Source organism: Pseudomonas sp. BNK-15, from assembly GCF_047456105.1.
GTDB lineage: Bacteria > Pseudomonadota > Gammaproteobacteria > Pseudomonadales > Pseudomonadaceae > Aquipseudomonas > Aquipseudomonas putida_E.
In genome coordinates this window covers 990,273-1,006,394 of sequence record NZ_CP179898.1, presented here as the reverse complement: position 1 = coordinate 1,006,394, position 16,122 = coordinate 990,273, and the positions used below count along the sequence as shown (strand labels likewise).

Below are 16,122 nucleotides of genomic sequence, written 5' to 3'. Positions count from 1 at the left end.
ACACACCGTGTGGGGCTGACTTGCGGTCCCAGGTCAGAACACGTTCAACGGATAATCGACGATCACCCGCAATTCGTCGTTATCGCTGTTGTTGTCGATCGACGCATACCCCTGGCTGCCGCGGTGTACGGCATAGCGCACCAGCACCGACAGGTCCTTGAAGTCGCCTTCCTGGAACACGTACTTCACGTCCAGGTCACGTTCCCAGTGCTGGGCGTTCTTGCCATCGGCGCGGTAGTAGTCGTAGTGGGTGTTGTTCTGGTCAGCCTTGGTCAGGTCCGCCTCGCCACGCGAGTACGACACGGTGGTGCTCAGCCCTGGCATGCCGAGCCCGGCGAAGTCATAGCCGTACTGCAGCTTCCACGAACGCTCGTTGGGTGCGTTGAAGTCCGAGTACATGCGCGAGTTGTCCAGGTACACGCTGTCGCCCAGGTTGATGTAGTCGAACGGCGTGTCGCCATTGACCCGCTGGTAGGCGGCGGTAACGCTGTGGTAGCCGGCGTTGACGGTGAAGTGCACGCTGTAGGTGTTGTTGTCGATCTTGCCCAGCAACGCCTGGCCGGTGTCCTGGGTGTGGTAGAAGTGCACGCCCGGGTTGAGGCTGACCAGGTCGTTGACCACGTAGGTGTAGTCGAAATCTGCGTAGTACTGGTTCCAGATATCCTTCAGCTCGGCGGCGTAAAGGTTGGCAGTGATGTTCTCGGTGCCGCTCCACGACGCGCCAGCCCAGTTCAGATGCTTGCTTTTGTCGTGCTCATCCAGCGAGCCGTAGTAGGTGTCGATGCGGCGGTGGCCGCTCTGGTTGTACGGCTTGGTGAAGCTGACCTGGCCACCTTCGAGCAGCAGGCCGTCGATGCTGGTGTTGGTCAGGCTGACGCCACGGAAGGTCTGCGGCAGCATGCGGGTTTCGCCGCCGGCGATCACCGGGTTGGTAAGGAACAGGTCACCGGCTTTGAGTTCGGTGTCGAAGGCCTTGAGCTTGACCGCCGCGCCTGCGGTGGAGAACGAGTGCGGGGCTGCGCCCAGTTCGCCGTTGTCCTTCACGTGTTCGGGCAGGATGCTGGTGCCGGCATGGCCGCCACCGCCATCGAGCTTCAAGCCCAGCATGGCGTGCGCATCGAGGCCAAAGCCGATTACGCCTGGCGTGTAGCCCGACTCGAAGCGGGCAACCGCGCCTTGGCCCCACTCGCGGGTGTCGCGCACGCCGCTGTTGTGGTTGTCGCGGTTGAAGTAGGCGTTACGAAAATGCAGGTTGAAGGACGAGCCTTCGATGAAGCCATCAGCCTTGTCTTCATCTGCCTGGGCGGCGAAAGGCATCGTTGCGGTCAATGCAATGAACAGCGGGGTAACACGAAACGCGGAAGGCACCGGTACTAGCTCCTTTGGTCTGACGGTGGGGCAGTTTTTATTTTTGAATGTGCAACTTTCTTGTTAGAGAAATAACGGCCGGGCTGATCGTCAAAGCACATAAAAAAAGCCGCTGATCGGCAGCGGCTTTAAAAGGCTAACATATCGGCACCGGCGGTGCCCATGGTGTAGCCGGGGGGAAACGGGAGCGGCATCGTTGCGCGATCAGCTCTCGGCATTGGCGTCGAGGGAAACCTTGGAAGCTGTCTGTTCTGCATCTTTGCCTGCGTCGGCCTTGTGCGCTACGGCCTCGCGGGCTTCCTGGTGAACAGCTGCAAGCTCTGCATTACGGGCGACGAAAGCCGGGGATTCTTCGGCCATGGCCAGGGGCGACAACAACAGGGAAGACAGAACGAAAACGCTGGCAATACCCATACTGTTGGACATGTTGAAACTACCTTCTTGCGGTGCAAGTGCTAATGGAGACAGGGCTAAAGTTAGTCTCTTCATTGCCTTGGAAACAGCACCGGGCGCGATAAGCACTGTTGCGCAAAAGGTAACTATCCCTGCGAAAAACACTAGATCTTCGCCGCAAACCCCTGCAGTTGAGCGTTTGGCAGGCGAATGCCGAAGGTGTTGGCACCCGCCTCGCTGCGCACAAAAACCTCGCCCCCATGCATCAGCGCAATCGCCTTGACGATGGCCAGCCCCAACCCATGGTTGCCCCCGCCACTGTTGCTGCGCGCCGCATCCACCCGGTAGAACCGCTCGAACAGCAGTGGCAGGTGATCGTCATCGATAGCCGGCCCGGGGTTGCTCACGGCAATGCTGACCTGCTCCGGCCCGGCATCGATATGCACGCGGATCACCTGGTGCGGCGCGGTGTGCTGCACGGCATTGTTCAGCAGGTTGATCAACGCGCGGCGCAGCTGGGCTTTTTCGATGGGGGCCTGGGCATCGCCGCTGACAGTGACGCTGACCTGGGCGTCTTCGAGGATGTAGTCGAGGTAATCGAGGGTGGTGGCCACTTCGTCGGCCAGCGATACCTGGGTCAGGGCGGTGGCCTTGCTGCCCTGGTCGGCGCTGGCGAGGAACAGCATGTCGTTGATGATGCTGCGCAGGCGTTCAAGTTCTTCCAGGTTCGATTGCAGCACCTCGAAGTAGTGTTCGGCGCTGCGCCCCCGGGTGAGGGCGACCTGGGTCTGGCCGATCAGGTTGGTCAGCGGCGAGCGCAGTTCGTGGGCAACGTCGGCGTTGAACGCTTCCAGCTGCGAATAGGCTTGGCTGACCCGATCGAGCGCCGCGTTGAAAGCACCGGCGAACTGCGCCAGTTCCGGGGCCAGGTTGACAGTTTGCAGGCGGCCATCCAGGCGCGGGGGGGCCAAGGCCTGCGCCTCGTTGGACAGCGCCAGCAACGGGCGCAGGCCAATGCGCGCCACCCAGTAGCCGAGCACCGAGGCCAGCAGCACTCCGAGCACCGCCAGCCCGACGATGGCCACCAGCAGGCTGTGCTGGGCCTGCCAGAAGGTCTCGGTATCGATGGCGATCAGAAAGCGCAGTGGCGGGCGAGCGGCCAGGGCCGGCAACTCGCTGACCAGCACCTTGTAAGGGTAGGGCCGGTCAGGCAGGCGCAGGTCGCGCATCCCTTCTGGGCCCTCGGCGAATGCGCGTACCCTTTCGCTGGGGTGGCCATATTCGAACGCCGGGTCGCTGCCGACCACCCAGAAGCGGATGCGTTTGTCTTCCTCGCTGAGCAGGTTGAGCTTGTTGCTGATCTTTGCCCAATGCTCCGGTGTGCCGAAGCGGTTGAGGGTGGATTCCAGCACGCTGAAGCGGGCGTCCAGTTCGGCCGCCGGCAGCATGTCCAGGCTGTGGTCGACCTGGCGGTACAGTGCCGAACCGATCAACAGGAACACGCCCATCGCCACCAGGATGAACAGCGCCGACAGGCGCAGTGCGATGGAGTTAACCGGCACGGTTTTCCAGGACATAGCCCATGCCTCGGATGGTATGCAGCAGCTTGTTGTCGAATGGCCCGTCGAGCTTGGCGCGCAGGCGCTTGATGGCCACTTCGACGACATTGGCGTCGCTGTCGAAGTTGATGTCCCAGACCAGCTCGGCGATGGCGGTCTTGGAGAGGATTTCGCCCTGGCGCCTGGCCAGCACGCTGAGCAGCGAGAACTCCTTGGCGGTCAGGTCCAGGCGTTGGCCGCCGCGGCTGGCCTTGCGCGCCATCAGGTCGATCCACAGGTCGCCGACCTGCACCTGCAGCGGCTCGTGGCTGCCGCTGCGCCGGGTCAGGGCCTGCAGGCGGGCGACCAGTTCAAGGAAGGAGAACGGCTTGCCAAGGTAATCGTCGGCACCTTCGCGCAGGCCGTGGATGCGGTCCTCGACACGCTCGCGGGCGGTGAGCATGATCACCGGCGTCTGCTTGCGCGCACGCAAGGCACGCAGCACGCCATAGCCATCCAGGCCCGGCAGCATCACATCAAGCACGATCACCGCATAGTCACCTTCAAGCGCCAGGTGCAGGCCGTCGATGCCGTCCCGCGCGAGGTCGACGGTAAAGCCTTGCTCGCTCAGGCCGCGATGCAGGTAGTCAGCGGTTTTCTCTTCGTCTTCGATGATCAGCACACGCATGGTCTTGTCTCAGTGGGTACTCGGCACGACCGCACTGGCGGCCTGGCGGCGATGGAACAGGCGCTCCAGGGCCAAGTATATGACCGGGGTGGTGAACAGCGTCAGGGCCTGGCTGACCAGCAGGCCGCCGACCACAGCGATACCCAGCGGCTGGCGCAACTCGGCACCGGCGCCAAAGCCGAACATCAGCGGCACCGCGCCGAGCAGGGCGGCCAGGGTGGTCATGATGATCGGCCGAAAGCGCGTCAGGCAGGCCTGGTGAATCGCCTGCTCGGGCGTCAGGCCATGGCGGCGCTGGGCTTCCAGGGCGAAATCGATGAGCAGGATGCCGTTCTTCTTGACGATGCCGATCAGCAGCACCACGCCGATCAGGCCCATGATGCTGAAGTCCTGGCCCATGGCCCACAGCAGTAGCAACGCGCCCAGGCCCGCCGAAGGCAGGGTCGAGATGATGGTCAGCGGGTGCACCAGGCTCTCGTAGAGCACCCCAAGGATGATGTACACCGCCACCAGTGCGGCGAGGATCAGCCACGGCTGGCTCGACAGCGAACTCTGGAAGGCCTGCGCCGCGCCCTGGAAGCTGCCGCTGATCGAGTCGGGCATGCCCAGTTCGCGCTGGGTGCGTTCCAGGATCGCCACCGCATCGCCCAAGGCCACGCCGGGGGCCAGGTTGAACGACAGGTTGGCGGCCGGGAACAGGCCATCATGGCTGATCGACAGCGGCCCGGTGCTGGGCGCGGCGACATGCGCCAAGGCTGACAGCGGCACCATTTCGTTGCTCAGGGGCGAGCGCAGGTAGAAGAAATTCAGGCTTTCGGCCTTGCCGCGTTGTTGCGCGTCCAGTTCCAGGATCACCTTGTACTGGTTGGTCTCGGTCTGGAATTCGCTGATCTGCCGCTGGCCGAACGCATCGTACAGCGCCTGGTCGACGTCGGTGGTGGTCAGGCCGAAACGGGCCGCAGCCTGGCGGTCGATGTCGATGCGGGTAACGCTGGCGCCCAGTTGCAGGTCGTTGGACAGGTCGCGCAACGCCGGGTTTTCGCGCAGGCGCTCGGTCAGGCGTTGGGTCCACAGGTTGAGGGCGACGCCGTCGTTGCTTTTGAGCACGTACTGGTACTGGGTACGTGACGGGCCGGAGCTGAGGTTGATGTCCTGGCCGGCCCGCATGTACAGCACCACGCCTGGCACCTGCGCGAGTTGCGGGCGCAGCCGGTCGATCAGCTCGCTGGCCGAAACATCGCGCTCGCCGCGGGGCTTGAGGGCGATCCAGAAACGGCCGTTGGCGATGGTCTGGTTGCTGCCGGTAACCCCTACCGAATGGGAGAAGGCCCTCACGGCGGGGTCGGCTTCGATGATTTTCGCCAGTGCCAGGTGCTTGTCGATCATCGACGGGTATGACACATCCGCTGCTGCTTCAGTGGTGCCGAGAATGAAACCGGTGTCCTGCAGGGGGAAGAAACCCTTGGGGATGGCCACGTAACCCGCCACCGCCAGGGCCAGGGTCAGGCCGAACACGCCGAGGGTCAGGCGCTGATGGGCCAGCGCCCGGTCCAGGCCCTTTTCGTACCACTTCAGCAGCCGGTCCCCGAAGCCGCCGTGATGTTCCGTGGGCGGGCGACGCATGAACAGCGCGCACAGGGTCGGCGCCAGGGTCAGCGACACCACCACCGAAATCAGAATGGTTGCTGTCGCGGTCAGGGCGAACTCCTTGAACAGCCGGCCCACCACGCCGCCCATGAACAGCAGCGGAATGAACGCGGCAACCAGCGAGAAGCTGATCGACACCACGGTGAAGCCGATTTCGCCTGCCCCTTTGAGCGCCGCCGTGCGGCTGTCTTCGCCGGCTTCCAGATGGCGGTGGATGTTCTCCACCACCACGATCGCGTCGTCCACCACAAAACCGACAGCAATGACGATGGCCACCAGGGTCAGGTTATTGAGGCTGAAACCGAACACGTACATCAGCGCGCAGGTGGCGATCAGCGATACGCCCAGCACACTGGATACCACCAGGGTGGCCGACCATTGGCGCAGGAACAGCGCCATCACCCCGATCACCAGGGCCACGGCGATGATCAGGGTCAGTTCCACCTCATGCAGCGACGCGCGGATGGTCTGGGTACGGTCCTGCAGCACCGACACCTCGACCGAGGCCGGCAGCATCTCCTGCAGCTTGGGCAAGGCGCCGAGCACGCGGTCCACGGTGTCGACGATGTTGGCGCCAGGCTGGCGGAACACCACAAGGTTCAGGCCCGGCTGGTTGCCGGACCAGGCTTTGACGTAGGCATTCTCGGCGCCGTTGATCACCTTGGCCACGTCCTGCAGGTGCACGGGGGCGCCGTCGCGGTAAGAGACAATCAGCCTGGCGTAGTCCTCGGGGTGGAACAGTTGGTCGTTGGCGGCGATGGTCGACACGCTGTGCTCGCCATACAGGGCGCCCTTTGCCAGGTTCAGGCTGGTCTGCTGGATGGCCTGGCGCAGGTCGGCGAGCGTAAGGCCCATGGCGGCGAGCTTTTCCGGCTGCGCCTGCACACGGATGGCCGGGCGCAACTGGCCGGTGATGTTGATCAGGCCGACCCCTTCGATCTGGCTCAACTGGCGTGCCAGCAAGGTCTCGGCATAGTCGCTGAGGTCGTTGCCGGGCATCTGTGCGGAGCTGACGGTGAGCACCAGCACCGGGCTGTCGGCCGGGTTGACCTTGCGCCAGGTCGGCGGGTTGGGCAGGTCCTGGGGCAGGCGTGAGGTAGCCGTGTTGATGGCCGCCTGGACCTCCTGGGCGGCAGTGTCGATGTTCTTGTCCAGGGTGAACTGCAGGATCAGGGTGGTCGAGCCCAGTGCGCTGCTGCTGGTCATCTGGGCCATGCCGGGGATGGCGCTGAACTGCACCTCCAGCGGCGTGGCCACCGAAGAGGCCATGGTTTCCGGGCTGGCCCCAGGCAGTTGCGCGGAGACCTGGATGGTCGGGAAGTCGGCTTCCGGCAAGGGCGCCACGGGCAATCGGGTAAAGGCGATTACACCCAGCAGCACCAGCGCGAAAGCCAGCAGCAGCGTGGCGATGGGGTGGTCGATGCACCAGGCCGACACGCTGTTGCGGCTATTCATGGCTGGCTCCGGCGGCCGGCCATTTCCGACGGCGGCGGTGCGTTGGGGGTGACCTCCACGCGCGAGCCGGGCTTGAGCCGCGACTGGCCATCGAGCACCAGACGCTCGCCCGGTTTGACCCCGGCAATGATGTTCAGCCCACTGTCCTGGTACAGCACCTTGACCGGCACACTGGTGACCTGGTCACCGTCCAGGCGATAGACGAAGTGGCCGTCGACGCCGCGCTGCACCACTGGCGGCGGCACCACCAGGGCATTCTCCTGGACGGCAGTGCGCAAGCGGATGGTCACCAGTTGCCCCGGCCACAGCCGGCCGTCCTTGTTGTCGAACTCGGCCTTGACCCGCACCGTGCCGGTGTTGGCCGAAATCTGGTTGTCGATCAGGGCCAGGTGGCCTTCACCCAGCAGGTTGCTTTCGCCATCGGCGTCCATGTAGGCCTGCACCAATGCGGGCGTGGGCGCCTTCAGCAGGCCCTGCAGGGTTGGCAGCATCTGTTGCGGCAGGGAGAACTCGACCGCGATGGGGTCGATCTGGGTCACGCTGAACAGGCCCTGGGTATCGCTGGCGCGCACCAGGTTGCCGGGGTCGATGTTGCGGATGCCGACACGCCCGGTGACGGGGGAGCGAATCTGCGTGTAGGAGAGCTGGACTTCGGCATTGGCGATGGCGGCCTGGTTGCCTTTTACGGTGGCTTGCAGCTGATTGACCAGCGCCTGTTGCTGGTCGAGGGTCTGCTTGGACACGCCGTCATCGCTGCTGAGCAGGCGGTAGCGCTTGAGGTCGACGCCGGCCACCTGGATTTGAGCCTGGCTCTGGCCGAGCTGGGCGCGGGCCTGGTCGAGGCTGGCGCGGATGCTGCGATCGTCCAGGGTGGCCAGCAGGTCGCCTTGCTTGACCCACTGGCCCTCTTTGACCAGTACCCGGGTCAGCACCCCTTCGACCTGCGGTTTTATTTCGACGCTGTGCAGCGACAGCACGGAGCCGATGGCGCTGGCGTAGCGCGGCACGTCCTGCTGGGCAACGCTGACCACGCGCACCGGAACGGCGCTTTGGGCGCGCGCAACCGGCGCCTCCTGGCGCTGGCCATACCAGATGCCCAGTGCTGCAAGGGCGAGCAGGGCGGTGGCGGCCAGCAGGAGAGGGCGGGTAGGACGTCGCATCGGCGCGGGCACCTTGGCCAAGAGGAGGGGGCGGTTATTGAAGCTTATAGCGCTGTGACCGGGTCGGCAGCGTGACAGCTGGCTGACAGCGCTGACAGGTTGGGGGCAGTTGGCAGCCCTACCGCGACCCTGACCGATTCATACCTCTGCTCCCCTTGATTCGTAAGAAGATTCTGAATCTGAAACCAGATGCTTCAAGAGCGAAGCCATGACGAATTATCCTACGCCCTCTGTCGGATGGCGTCTGATAGGCGGGGAACTGTTTCAGCGATAACTTCACGGTTCGCCACAACGGCGAGCGGCCGTGAGAAGCCGCAGCTGTATCCAGGATGCCATTTTTCATGGCAGCCGTGCGTGTGCGGGCTTCGGTCCGGGCCGCGGTTCCTGGACGCGGTCTTCTCACCTCGCGTACGGCTGCCACCCAATCCGTGAGAAGAACAAGGTGGTCGCTTTCCAATAGCATCTTCAGGAAAGTCATCATGAAAAAAATCGTTCCCGATCCACCGAACTCATTCCCGATCCCTTACATCACAATCATCGCCGACCTCTCCCCCGAAGACGCCAGGTCTCACGCTGCTGCGCTGATGGACTGCCTCTGCAAAACCAGCCAGCTCTACCTCGACACCGAAGCCGAAGACCATCGCTACGCGCTGGAGGGCAACATGATCGCAGGCAGTGCGGCACGCATTCTCAGTGCCATGGCCAAAGCACTGATCAACGACATGGAAATGGGCATGAACCGCAGCGCTTGAGCGGTTGTGGGGCCGCTTTGCGGCCCATCGCCGGCAAGCCCGGCTCCCACAGGGAGATCGCCGGGATTTGGTGCTGGCTTTGCTAGAAACCGATGAAGGCGTAGTACTGCGAAGGCGTGTCGCCAGCCTGCAAGCCCTGCGCCTGCAGGCTGGCCAGCAGGGTGGTGTCCTGCACGTGCAGCGCCCACGGCGCATGGTGCGGTGCCGGTACATCCGCCAGCGCCGCCGCCAAGGCGCCCATGTCTGGAAGGTAGGCCGTGAAGCCATTGCCCTTGAGCGCGCTGATGGTCATGCCCAAGGCCTGACACACAGCAACCTTGGCCGCGATGTCATCACGATCTGCCTGCCGGGACGCCTGCACGAGTGCCAGCAGCGCCGGGTCCACCGGTAACGAGCCATGAATCAGCTCAGGCCCTTGCTCCCAAGCCTCGGGCGGGCAGTCCTTGTTCTCTGGCCTTAGCGGAATATGCGGGTTGATTTCCACCGGGTAGATGCGGCAGACCAGCGGCCGGCTCTCGTAGATGGTGCACAGGTCGTTTTCGTCCAGGTTGCGGCAGCGCCCGGGGTTGAACGCGGCAAAGGTCACCGAAACCCGTACCTCGCTGTCACCGCAAGGCACCGGGTGCGAGCGGCGCAGCACATGCTCACGCTGGTCTGCCGGCATCCCCGGGCCATCCTCCACAAAGGCTTCGATCAGCACCACCACCTGGCCGCCGGATGCCGCCCACTGGCGCGACTCGGCCAGGGTCAGTGGTACATGGTGGCCGGTGCAGCACTTGCCGCAGCCGGTACAGGCAAAACGCAGAGAGTCGTTCACGTGGCGTCTGGGTTCCATTCGCTGACGAAGGCCCGCTGGTGCTGGCGGTCGTACAGGCACAGCTCGGAGCCGGTGCGTTGCTGCATGTGCTTTTGTGGATACACCCCTTCGATGACCAGGGCACTGAAGCCGACCTGGTCATCGAACTCCGCAGGTTTGCCGCGGGCATGGGCGTCCTTGAACTGGCTGGCGGCCAGGCAGGCCTTGAGCATCTGCTGGCGTTGTTCGTTCCAGGCCTGGCTGCTGGAGGCCTGGGCAACACCGCTGAAAAGGGCGCAGGCGATCAGAAGAGAGCTGAAAAACTTCATACGCAATACCGTGAAACGTTCGAGGGGGGCGAAGTATGACCGAGGCATCCCCGGCAACAGGCCAGGGAGTTTGTCGCTGAATATGACAGCACGGCCTTCATCGCTCTGCAAACACTACCGTGCGCGCCGCCACCACCAGGCAATCGGTCAGCTCCGGTGAGGAGAACTTGGTCAGGATGGCATTGGCCCCCGCCAACCTGGCCTTCTCGGCACTCATCGCGCTGTCCAGCGAGGTGTGCAGCAGCACGTAGAGGTGCTGGAAGTCCGGGGTTTCGCGCAGGGTACGGGTGAAGGCATAGCCGTCCATCTCTGACATCTCGATGTCGGAGACGATGATGTTGATCTCCTGCGCAGTGCCCTGCAGCTCCAGCAGCACGTTGATTGCATCCTTGGCACTGCGTGCGGTGTGGCAGTCGATGCCCAGGTTACGCAGGGTGTGCACCGACTGTTGCAGCGCCACCTGGCTATCGTCCACCACCAGGATGTTGGCGGCGGCCAACAGGCTGGCGTCTTCTTCGTTCAGCTTGCCCGGTGCGGGCTCCGGCTCCGGTGGGGCGATAGCATGGATCACCTTTTCGATGTCCAGCACCTGCACCAAGGTATTGTCGACACGGGTCACGCCGGTGATGAACGAGCGGGTGCCGGAGCCATAGGGCGGCGGCCTGATGTCGGTGCTCAGGCAGTGGATGATGCGGCTCACTGCCTGCACATGCAGGCCCTGGCGCGAGCGGCTGATCTCGGTGACGATCAGGCAGCCACCGTCCGGGTCGGCGAGCGGGCGTTCACCGATGGCCCGCGACAGGTCGATCACCGACAGCGGGTTGCCGCGTAGGGTCGCCACGCCTTTCACGTGGGGGTGCGATTCGGGCAACCTGGTCAGCGGTGGGCAAGGGATGATCTCGCTGACCTTGAGCAGGTTGATTGCCATCAGTTTGCCGCTGCGCAGGGTGAACAGCAGCAGGGACAACGCGTCCGCGCGGGCATTTTGCGTGGCCATGGTGACCTTCATGGAAGACAGGGGATAACCGGTTATCGGCCTGTTCGGGCTGGGCTTTAACTTGGCGGCAGCCTTTGCTGGCCCTATCGCCGGCAAGCCGGCTCCTACAAGGTCACCAGTGCGCCAACGGCTTGTGCAGTTTCTGTGGGAGCCGGCTTGCCGGCGATGGCCGCGCAGCGGCCCTTAGCGCTCGCGCAAGGCCTCCTTGGCCCGGTTAAGCGGCTTGATCAAGTAATCGAGAATGGTTTTTTCGCCCGTGCGGATATCCACCGTGGCAATCATCCCCGGCACGATCGCAAAGCGCTTGCCGGCCTTGTTCTGCAGGCTGTCCTGCTCGGTACGGATAAACACCCGGTAATAATAGATCTCCGGTTTCACCTCATCCTGCAGGGTATCGGGCGAGATGCCCACCACCTTGCCCTCCAGCCCGCCATACACCGAATAGTCATAGGCACTGATCTTCACCTTGGCCGCCTGGTCGGGGTGGATGAAGGCGATGTCCCGGGGGGCGATGCGCGTCTCGATCAACAAGCGTTCGTCCATCGGCACGATCTTCATCACCTGCCCACCGGGCTGTACCACCCCGCCCAGGGTGTTGACCTCGATGTCCTTGACGATGCCGCGCACCGGCGAGCGTAAGGTCAGGCGTGACAGCGAATCGCTGCGCCCGCGGACCACTTCCGAGAGGCTGTCGGCTTCGGCGCTGGCCTTGGCCAGCTCTTCGCGGGCGCGTACCAGGTAATCGGAGCGCGCTTCGTTGGCCTTGAGCTCGAGCTCCGAGCGCTGGCGGTTGAGGCGGATCACCTCGACCCGGCTGGAGGCGCCCATCTTGGCCAGGTTTTCGGTGATCTGCAGTTCGCTGCGCACCAGCCGCAGCGAGTCCTCGATGCCCGCCAGGGTCTGTTCCAGGCCGCGGCGGCGGGTCTGGTACAGCGCGGTTTCGGCGTCGATCAGGTCCGGCGAATCGCGCAAGCTGTCGGGGAAGGCCAGCGGCTTGCCGGTGACCTCGGCGCGCAAGCGCGCAACGCTGGCCGTGGCAGCACGGTACTTGGCCTCGCTTTCACCGACGCTGGAGGCAGTCTTGGTCGGGTCGAGCTGGGCCAGCACCTGGCCGCGCTCGACCAGGTCACCTTCGGCCACGTTCATCTCGGCGACGATGCCGCCTTCGAACGACTGGATCACTTGCTCGCGGGAGCTGGGGATCACTTTGCCGGTGCCGGTGGAGACTTCGGTGACCTCGAACCAGGCGGCCCAGGCCAGGAACGCGGCGAGCATCAGCGCGCACACGGTGATGACGCGGCCTGCGCGCAGCACGGCCTGGTCATCCTGGCCATCCAGGTAGGACGCGGGGAGTTCATGGTTGCTCATGCCTGCGCTCCTTGCAATTTGGCCAGGGCGGCGTCACGGCTGTCGTCGATGACGATGCGCCCGCCATCGAGCACGATGATCCGCTCGACCCGTTGCAGTACGCTCAAACGGTGAGTGGCGATCACCAGGGTGCGGCCTTGGCAGAAACGGTCGAGGTTATCGAGCAGCTTGCGCTCGGTCGTGTCGTCCAGCGAGGCGGTAGGTTCATCCAGCAGCAGTACCTGCGGCTGGCGCACCAGCAGGCGTGCCAGCACCAGTGCCTGGCGTTGCCCGCCGGACAGGCCCAGGCCACCTTCCAGAATCAGGTGGTCCATGCCTTTGGGCAGCCGGCGCACGAAGTCCAGTGCGCCCGTGGCGGCCAGCGCGGCCACCAGTTCCTGGTCACTGGCCTGGCCGGCACCGAGGGTGAGGTTTTCGCGCAGGGTGCCGTGGAACAGCCGCGCATACTGCGCCAGCAAGCCGACGTCACGGCGCAGGTCGGCCGGGTCCAGGTGGGCCAGGGCAATGCCGTCGAGCGTGACCTCGCCTTGCACCAGGTCCATGGCACCGCCCAGCGCCTGCAGCAGGGTCGACTTGCCGGCGCCGTTGCGCCCCAGCACGGCGATGCGTTCGCCCGGCCGGATGTCCAGTTGGCCGATGTTGAGCACCGGTGGTGCCTCGGGGTCGTAGCGGAAGTTGGCCTGGCGCAGCCGGTACTCGCCGCGGATGGCCGGCAGGTGCACACGGGCTTCGCCTTCGGGGTGGTCGACCGGTGACTGCATCAGTTTGTCCAGGCCCTGTAGTGCCACCTTGGCTTGCTGCCAGCGGGTCAGCACATGGGTGAGCTGCGCCAGCGGCGCCATCATCCGCGAGGACAGCATCGAGGCGGCCACCAGGCTACCGGTGGTCAGGTCGCCGGCAATCACCATCGGCGTGCCGATGACGATGACCACGGCAAACACCGCGCCTTGCACGTTCTGGGTCCAGGTCACCAGGCCGTTGGTCAGGGTACGCAAGCGCAGGTTGGTATGCGCGCAGGCTGCGTTGTACTGGTTCCACTGGCGCTCGAAGCGCGCTTCGGCCTGCAGTGCCTTGATTTCGTCCAGGCCCTGGACGCTTTCCACCAGCATGGCGTTGCGCAGTGACGACTCGCGCATCGAGGCATTGGCCAGGCGTGCCAGCCGGCGCTGCGCCAGCAAGCCAGGCAGGAGCATGGCCAGCAGAGCCACCAGCGGGATGAACACCAGCACGCCGCCGATCAGCCAGAACACGAACAGGAACAACAGGAAGAACGGCAGGTCGGCCAGCGCGGTGGCGGTGCTGGAGGTGATCAGGTCGCGGATCGACTCCAGCTCGCGCAACTGCGAAATGAACGAGCCGGTGGACTTCGGCCGTGCCGAGTTGCGCAGGCGCAGGGCATGGCCGTAGACCAGGTCCGACACGCGCAGGTCGGCGCGCTTGCCGAGCAGGTCGGTAACCTTAAGGCGCAGCAGGCGCATGCTGAAGTCGAACACCAGCGCCAGCACCACACCGCCGAACAGCACGTACAGCGTGGGCAGCGATTCGGCGGGGATCACCCGGTCATACACCTGCATCGAGAACAGCACGCCAGCCAGGGCCAACACGTTGGCCACCAGCGAGGCGACCATCACCTGCCCATACGGGCGCAGGTCGCGCAGGACGATGCGGGCGAACCAGTGGCGGTCGTACGGGGCGGTGTAGTCGTCGGTACGCACATCGCGCAACGGCCGTGCCGGGCGCATCAGTGCCACGCGGTTGATGCGCCCTTCGAGCGCTTCGCGGGGCAGGCGCGAGGTCAGGCTCTGGTCGCCGGCGAACACCACGGCCAGCTCGTTGTCCTCGGTCACGGCTTCGACCACAGCCAGTTGGCCATCATCGAGCTCCAGCACCAGTGGTGTACGCCATTGCCGCAGGGCTTTGGCATCGAAACGCACGAAGCGCAGCGACAGGCCGGCCTGGCGCGCCATGTGCCGCAGGATTTCATCCAGCGGCCGGGCATCTTCCACGGCCGCCAGGCGAATGCGCTGGGGTGATACATCCAGCCGGTAGTGGTGGGCGACCTGCAGCATGACTTCAAGCCACGGGCCAAGGTCCGGCCGATGGACGATAGCCTGCTCCGGGTTTTGCTGCTGCGTGGCTTGGCTCAGGTTGACGGTATCGTTCATGGCTCGATCTCCACCCCTTGCAGGTTGCGCCCTTCAAGGCCCAAGGCCATGCGCAGGGCGCCGGTGTTGTACAGGCAGTCGACATCCAGGCGCAGCAGGTCGGAACGGGTGCCGGCAAGTTCAAAGCGCGACTGGTAGATTTCCTGCTCGGCATTGAGCAGGTCGAGCAGCGGGCGCGTGCCCAGGTCCAGGTATTGCCGGCCGTAGAGCATGCGTGCCTCTTTGATGCTGGCCTGGCGGGCCTTGAGCGAACTCAGCCGGCGGCCCAGCCCCGAGGTTTGCGCCATGGCTTCGGCCAGCCCTCGGCGGGCCTGCAGGCGTGCGGCGTCTTCGGCGGAGTCAGCGGCGGTCAGGGCATGCCCGGCCGCGCGGCTGCGGGCGCTGATGGCGCCGCCTTGGTAGATCGGCACTTCCAGGTTCAGGTAGATGCCCGCCTGGGTTCGGTCGAGGCGGTTGTTGTCGCGGTCGTAGTCGTTGTCCAGGTAGTGGTTGACCTGCGGCTGCAGCGACAGCGTCGGGTAGGCCTCGGCCTTGGCTTGTGCCAGTTCGGCTTTGGATTGCGCGCGCAGGGCCAGGGCCATGAGCACTGCAGGCAGGCGGTCGTCGGCTTGCGGTGGGCGCTTGCAGGCCTGGTTGAGTTCGGGGGGCGTTTCTTCGGCCAGGGCCGGCGGTGCGACGCGGCCGAGCAGGGCGGCGAGGGTCGAGCGCCACCGTTCGTACTGGGCCTGATACTCCTCCAGGGTGGCGCGGGCACCTTCCACCCGGGACTCGGCCTGGACCACGTCGGAGCGCGTGCTGGCGCCCATGTCGCTGCGCTGGCGCGCCATGCCGGCTATATCGCCAACGCCTTTGATCTGCTCGCGGGCAATCACCATGAGCTGCTCGTAACGGCGGGTTTCGATCCAGGCGTAGGCGGTATCGCGGGCCAGGTCGTCGACCACCAGCAGGATGTTGGCCTGGGCGCGGGCGGCGGCAGCGTGGGCCGCGTCGACAGCGCTGTCGACCTTGCCGAAATCGTAGAGCATCTGCTTGAGCGACAGGTTCAGCGCCTGGCTGCTGCGGTCGCCGCCATACCCGCTGTCATAGCCGGTGCGGATACCGCCGGAAACCTGTGGGTAGTAACCGGCGCGGGCCACGTTGATGCCTTCGCCTTGCTTGTACAGGTTGCCGATGGCTTCAGCGATGCTGGGGTGCCACTGCGCAGCGGCCAGCACCGCCTCGGCCAGCCCGAGCCGGTCGCCATTATTGGCGGCCTGGCCCGCCGGGGGGCGGGCAGGGATGGCATCGGGGGCATCGCGTAGCAGTGACGGCCCGATGGTGCGCAGCGAAGGGTCTATGTCATCGGCTGCCTGGGCAACCGGGTTTGAAATCAGTAACAGGAGCGCGACGGCTCCCGGCAACAGCGGTGACAGCGGACTGCTTCGCTTCACATGATTCCCTTACTGCTGATCGTCCTTGCCGCCGGG

13 protein-coding genes are annotated in these 16,122 nt (G+C 64.8%); 1 reads left to right on the top strand and 12 read right to left on the bottom strand.

The window, feature by feature from the left end; translation table 11 throughout:
* Positions 1-33 precede the first annotated feature (33 nt).
* The 6 genes from ACMGF5_RS04530 to ACMGF5_RS04505 form a co-directional block, all read right to left on the bottom strand.
* Positions 34-1,368 (bottom strand): OprD family porin, encoded by a 1,335-nt coding sequence (locus ACMGF5_RS04530; RefSeq protein WP_115273893.1) that lies wholly within the window; start codon positions 1,366-1,368, stop codon positions 34-36.
* 204 nt (positions 1,369-1,572) lie between these two features.
* Positions 1,573-1,794, bottom strand: a complete 222-nt coding sequence (locus ACMGF5_RS04525; RefSeq protein ID WP_115273894.1) for a hypothetical protein — start codon at positions 1,792-1,794, stop codon at positions 1,573-1,575.
* Between the two features lie 131 nt (positions 1,795-1,925).
* A complete protein-coding gene (locus ACMGF5_RS04520; protein ID WP_115273895.1) occupies positions 1,926-3,338 on the bottom strand; it encodes a heavy metal sensor histidine kinase in 1,413 nt (470 codons plus the stop codon).
* Entirely contained in the window at positions 3,313-3,987 is a 675-nt protein-coding gene (locus ACMGF5_RS04515; protein ID WP_012316198.1) for a heavy metal response regulator transcription factor, read from the bottom strand. The genes ACMGF5_RS04520 and ACMGF5_RS04515 overlap by 26 nt, the downstream gene beginning before the upstream one ends.
* A 9-nt stretch (positions 3,988-3,996) precedes the next feature.
* The gene (locus ACMGF5_RS04510; RefSeq protein ID WP_414157593.1) at positions 3,997-7,089 is read right to left on the bottom strand and encodes a multidrug efflux RND transporter permease subunit; all 3,093 of its coding nucleotides are present in this window, start codon (positions 7,087-7,089) and stop codon (positions 3,997-3,999) included.
* On the bottom strand, positions 7,086-8,249 hold the full coding sequence (locus ACMGF5_RS04505; protein ID WP_046784511.1) for an efflux RND transporter periplasmic adaptor subunit: 1,164 nt from the start codon (positions 8,247-8,249) through the stop codon (positions 7,086-7,088). Before ACMGF5_RS04505 ends, ACMGF5_RS04510 begins: the two co-directional genes overlap by 4 nt.
* A 479-nt stretch (positions 8,250-8,728) precedes the next feature.
* On the opposite strand from ACMGF5_RS04505, the gene ACMGF5_RS04500 reads away from it, so the two are divergent.
* Positions 8,729-9,001: a hypothetical protein gene (locus tag ACMGF5_RS04500; RefSeq protein WP_414157592.1), complete on the top strand. Its 273-nt coding sequence runs from the start codon at positions 8,729-8,731 to the stop codon at positions 8,999-9,001.
* 82 nt (positions 9,002-9,083) lie between these two features.
* Here ACMGF5_RS04500 and ACMGF5_RS04495 read toward each other — a convergent pair whose 3' ends face one another.
* From ACMGF5_RS04495 to ACMGF5_RS04470, 6 genes are all read right to left on the bottom strand, one after another.
* A complete protein-coding gene (locus ACMGF5_RS04495; protein WP_115273898.1) occupies positions 9,084-9,818 on the bottom strand; it encodes a YkgJ family cysteine cluster protein in 735 nt (244 codons plus the stop codon).
* Positions 9,815-10,126, bottom strand: a complete 312-nt coding sequence (locus tag ACMGF5_RS04490; RefSeq protein ID WP_046784509.1) for a hypothetical protein — start codon at positions 10,124-10,126, stop codon at positions 9,815-9,817. Before ACMGF5_RS04490 ends, ACMGF5_RS04495 begins: the two co-directional genes overlap by 4 nt.
* A 97-nt stretch (positions 10,127-10,223) precedes the next feature.
* Positions 10,224-11,123: a chemotaxis protein gene (locus tag ACMGF5_RS04485; RefSeq protein ID WP_046784508.1), complete on the bottom strand. Its 900-nt coding sequence runs from the start codon at positions 11,121-11,123 to the stop codon at positions 10,224-10,226.
* 183 nt (positions 11,124-11,306) lie between these two features.
* Positions 11,307-12,491 carry an HlyD family type I secretion periplasmic adaptor subunit gene (locus tag ACMGF5_RS04480; protein WP_046784507.1) on the bottom strand — a complete coding sequence of 395 codons (1,185 nt, stop codon included), beginning with the start codon at positions 12,489-12,491 and terminating at the stop codon, positions 11,307-11,309.
* Positions 12,488-14,656 carry a type I secretion system permease/ATPase gene (locus ACMGF5_RS04475; protein ID WP_237859878.1) on the bottom strand — a complete coding sequence of 723 codons (2,169 nt, stop codon included), beginning with the start codon at positions 14,654-14,656 and terminating at the stop codon, positions 12,488-12,490. Before ACMGF5_RS04475 ends, ACMGF5_RS04480 begins: the two co-directional genes overlap by 4 nt.
* Positions 14,653-16,086: a TolC family outer membrane protein gene (locus ACMGF5_RS04470; protein WP_115273901.1), complete on the bottom strand. Its 1,434-nt coding sequence runs from the start codon at positions 16,084-16,086 to the stop codon at positions 14,653-14,655. The genes ACMGF5_RS04475 and ACMGF5_RS04470 overlap by 4 nt, the downstream gene beginning before the upstream one ends.
* Positions 16,087-16,122: the final 36 nt, after the last annotated feature.

Coding starts and splice junctions, on each gene's coding strand:
- ACMGF5_RS04475 (WP_237859878.1), bottom strand. CDS start 14,656: ATGAACGATACCGTCAACCTGAGCCAAGCCACGCAGCAGCAAAACCCG.
- ACMGF5_RS04525 (WP_115273894.1), bottom strand. CDS start 1,794: ATGTCCAACAGTATGGGTATTGCCAGCGTTTTCGTTCTGTCTTCCCTG.
- ACMGF5_RS04520 (WP_115273895.1), bottom strand. CDS start 3,338: ATGTCCTGGAAAACCGTGCCGGTTAACTCCATCGCACTGCGCCTGTCG.
- ACMGF5_RS04480 (WP_046784507.1), bottom strand. CDS start 12,491: ATGAGCAACCATGAACTCCCCGCGTCCTACCTGGATGGCCAGGATGAC.
- ACMGF5_RS04490 (WP_046784509.1), bottom strand. CDS start 10,126: ATGAAGTTTTTCAGCTCTCTTCTGATCGCCTGCGCCCTTTTCAGCGGT.
- ACMGF5_RS04505 (WP_046784511.1), bottom strand. CDS start 8,249: ATGCGACGTCCTACCCGCCCTCTCCTGCTGGCCGCCACCGCCCTGCTC.
- ACMGF5_RS04510 (WP_414157593.1), bottom strand. CDS start 7,089: ATGAATAGCCGCAACAGCGTGTCGGCCTGGTGCATCGACCACCCCATC.
- ACMGF5_RS04515 (WP_012316198.1), bottom strand. CDS start 3,987: ATGCGTGTGCTGATCATCGAAGACGAAGAGAAAACCGCTGACTACCTG.
- ACMGF5_RS04485 (WP_046784508.1), bottom strand. CDS start 11,123: ATGGCCACGCAAAATGCCCGCGCGGACGCGTTGTCCCTGCTGCTGTTC.
- ACMGF5_RS04500 (WP_414157592.1), top strand. CDS start 8,729: ATGAAAAAAATCGTTCCCGATCCACCGAACTCATTCCCGATCCCTTAC.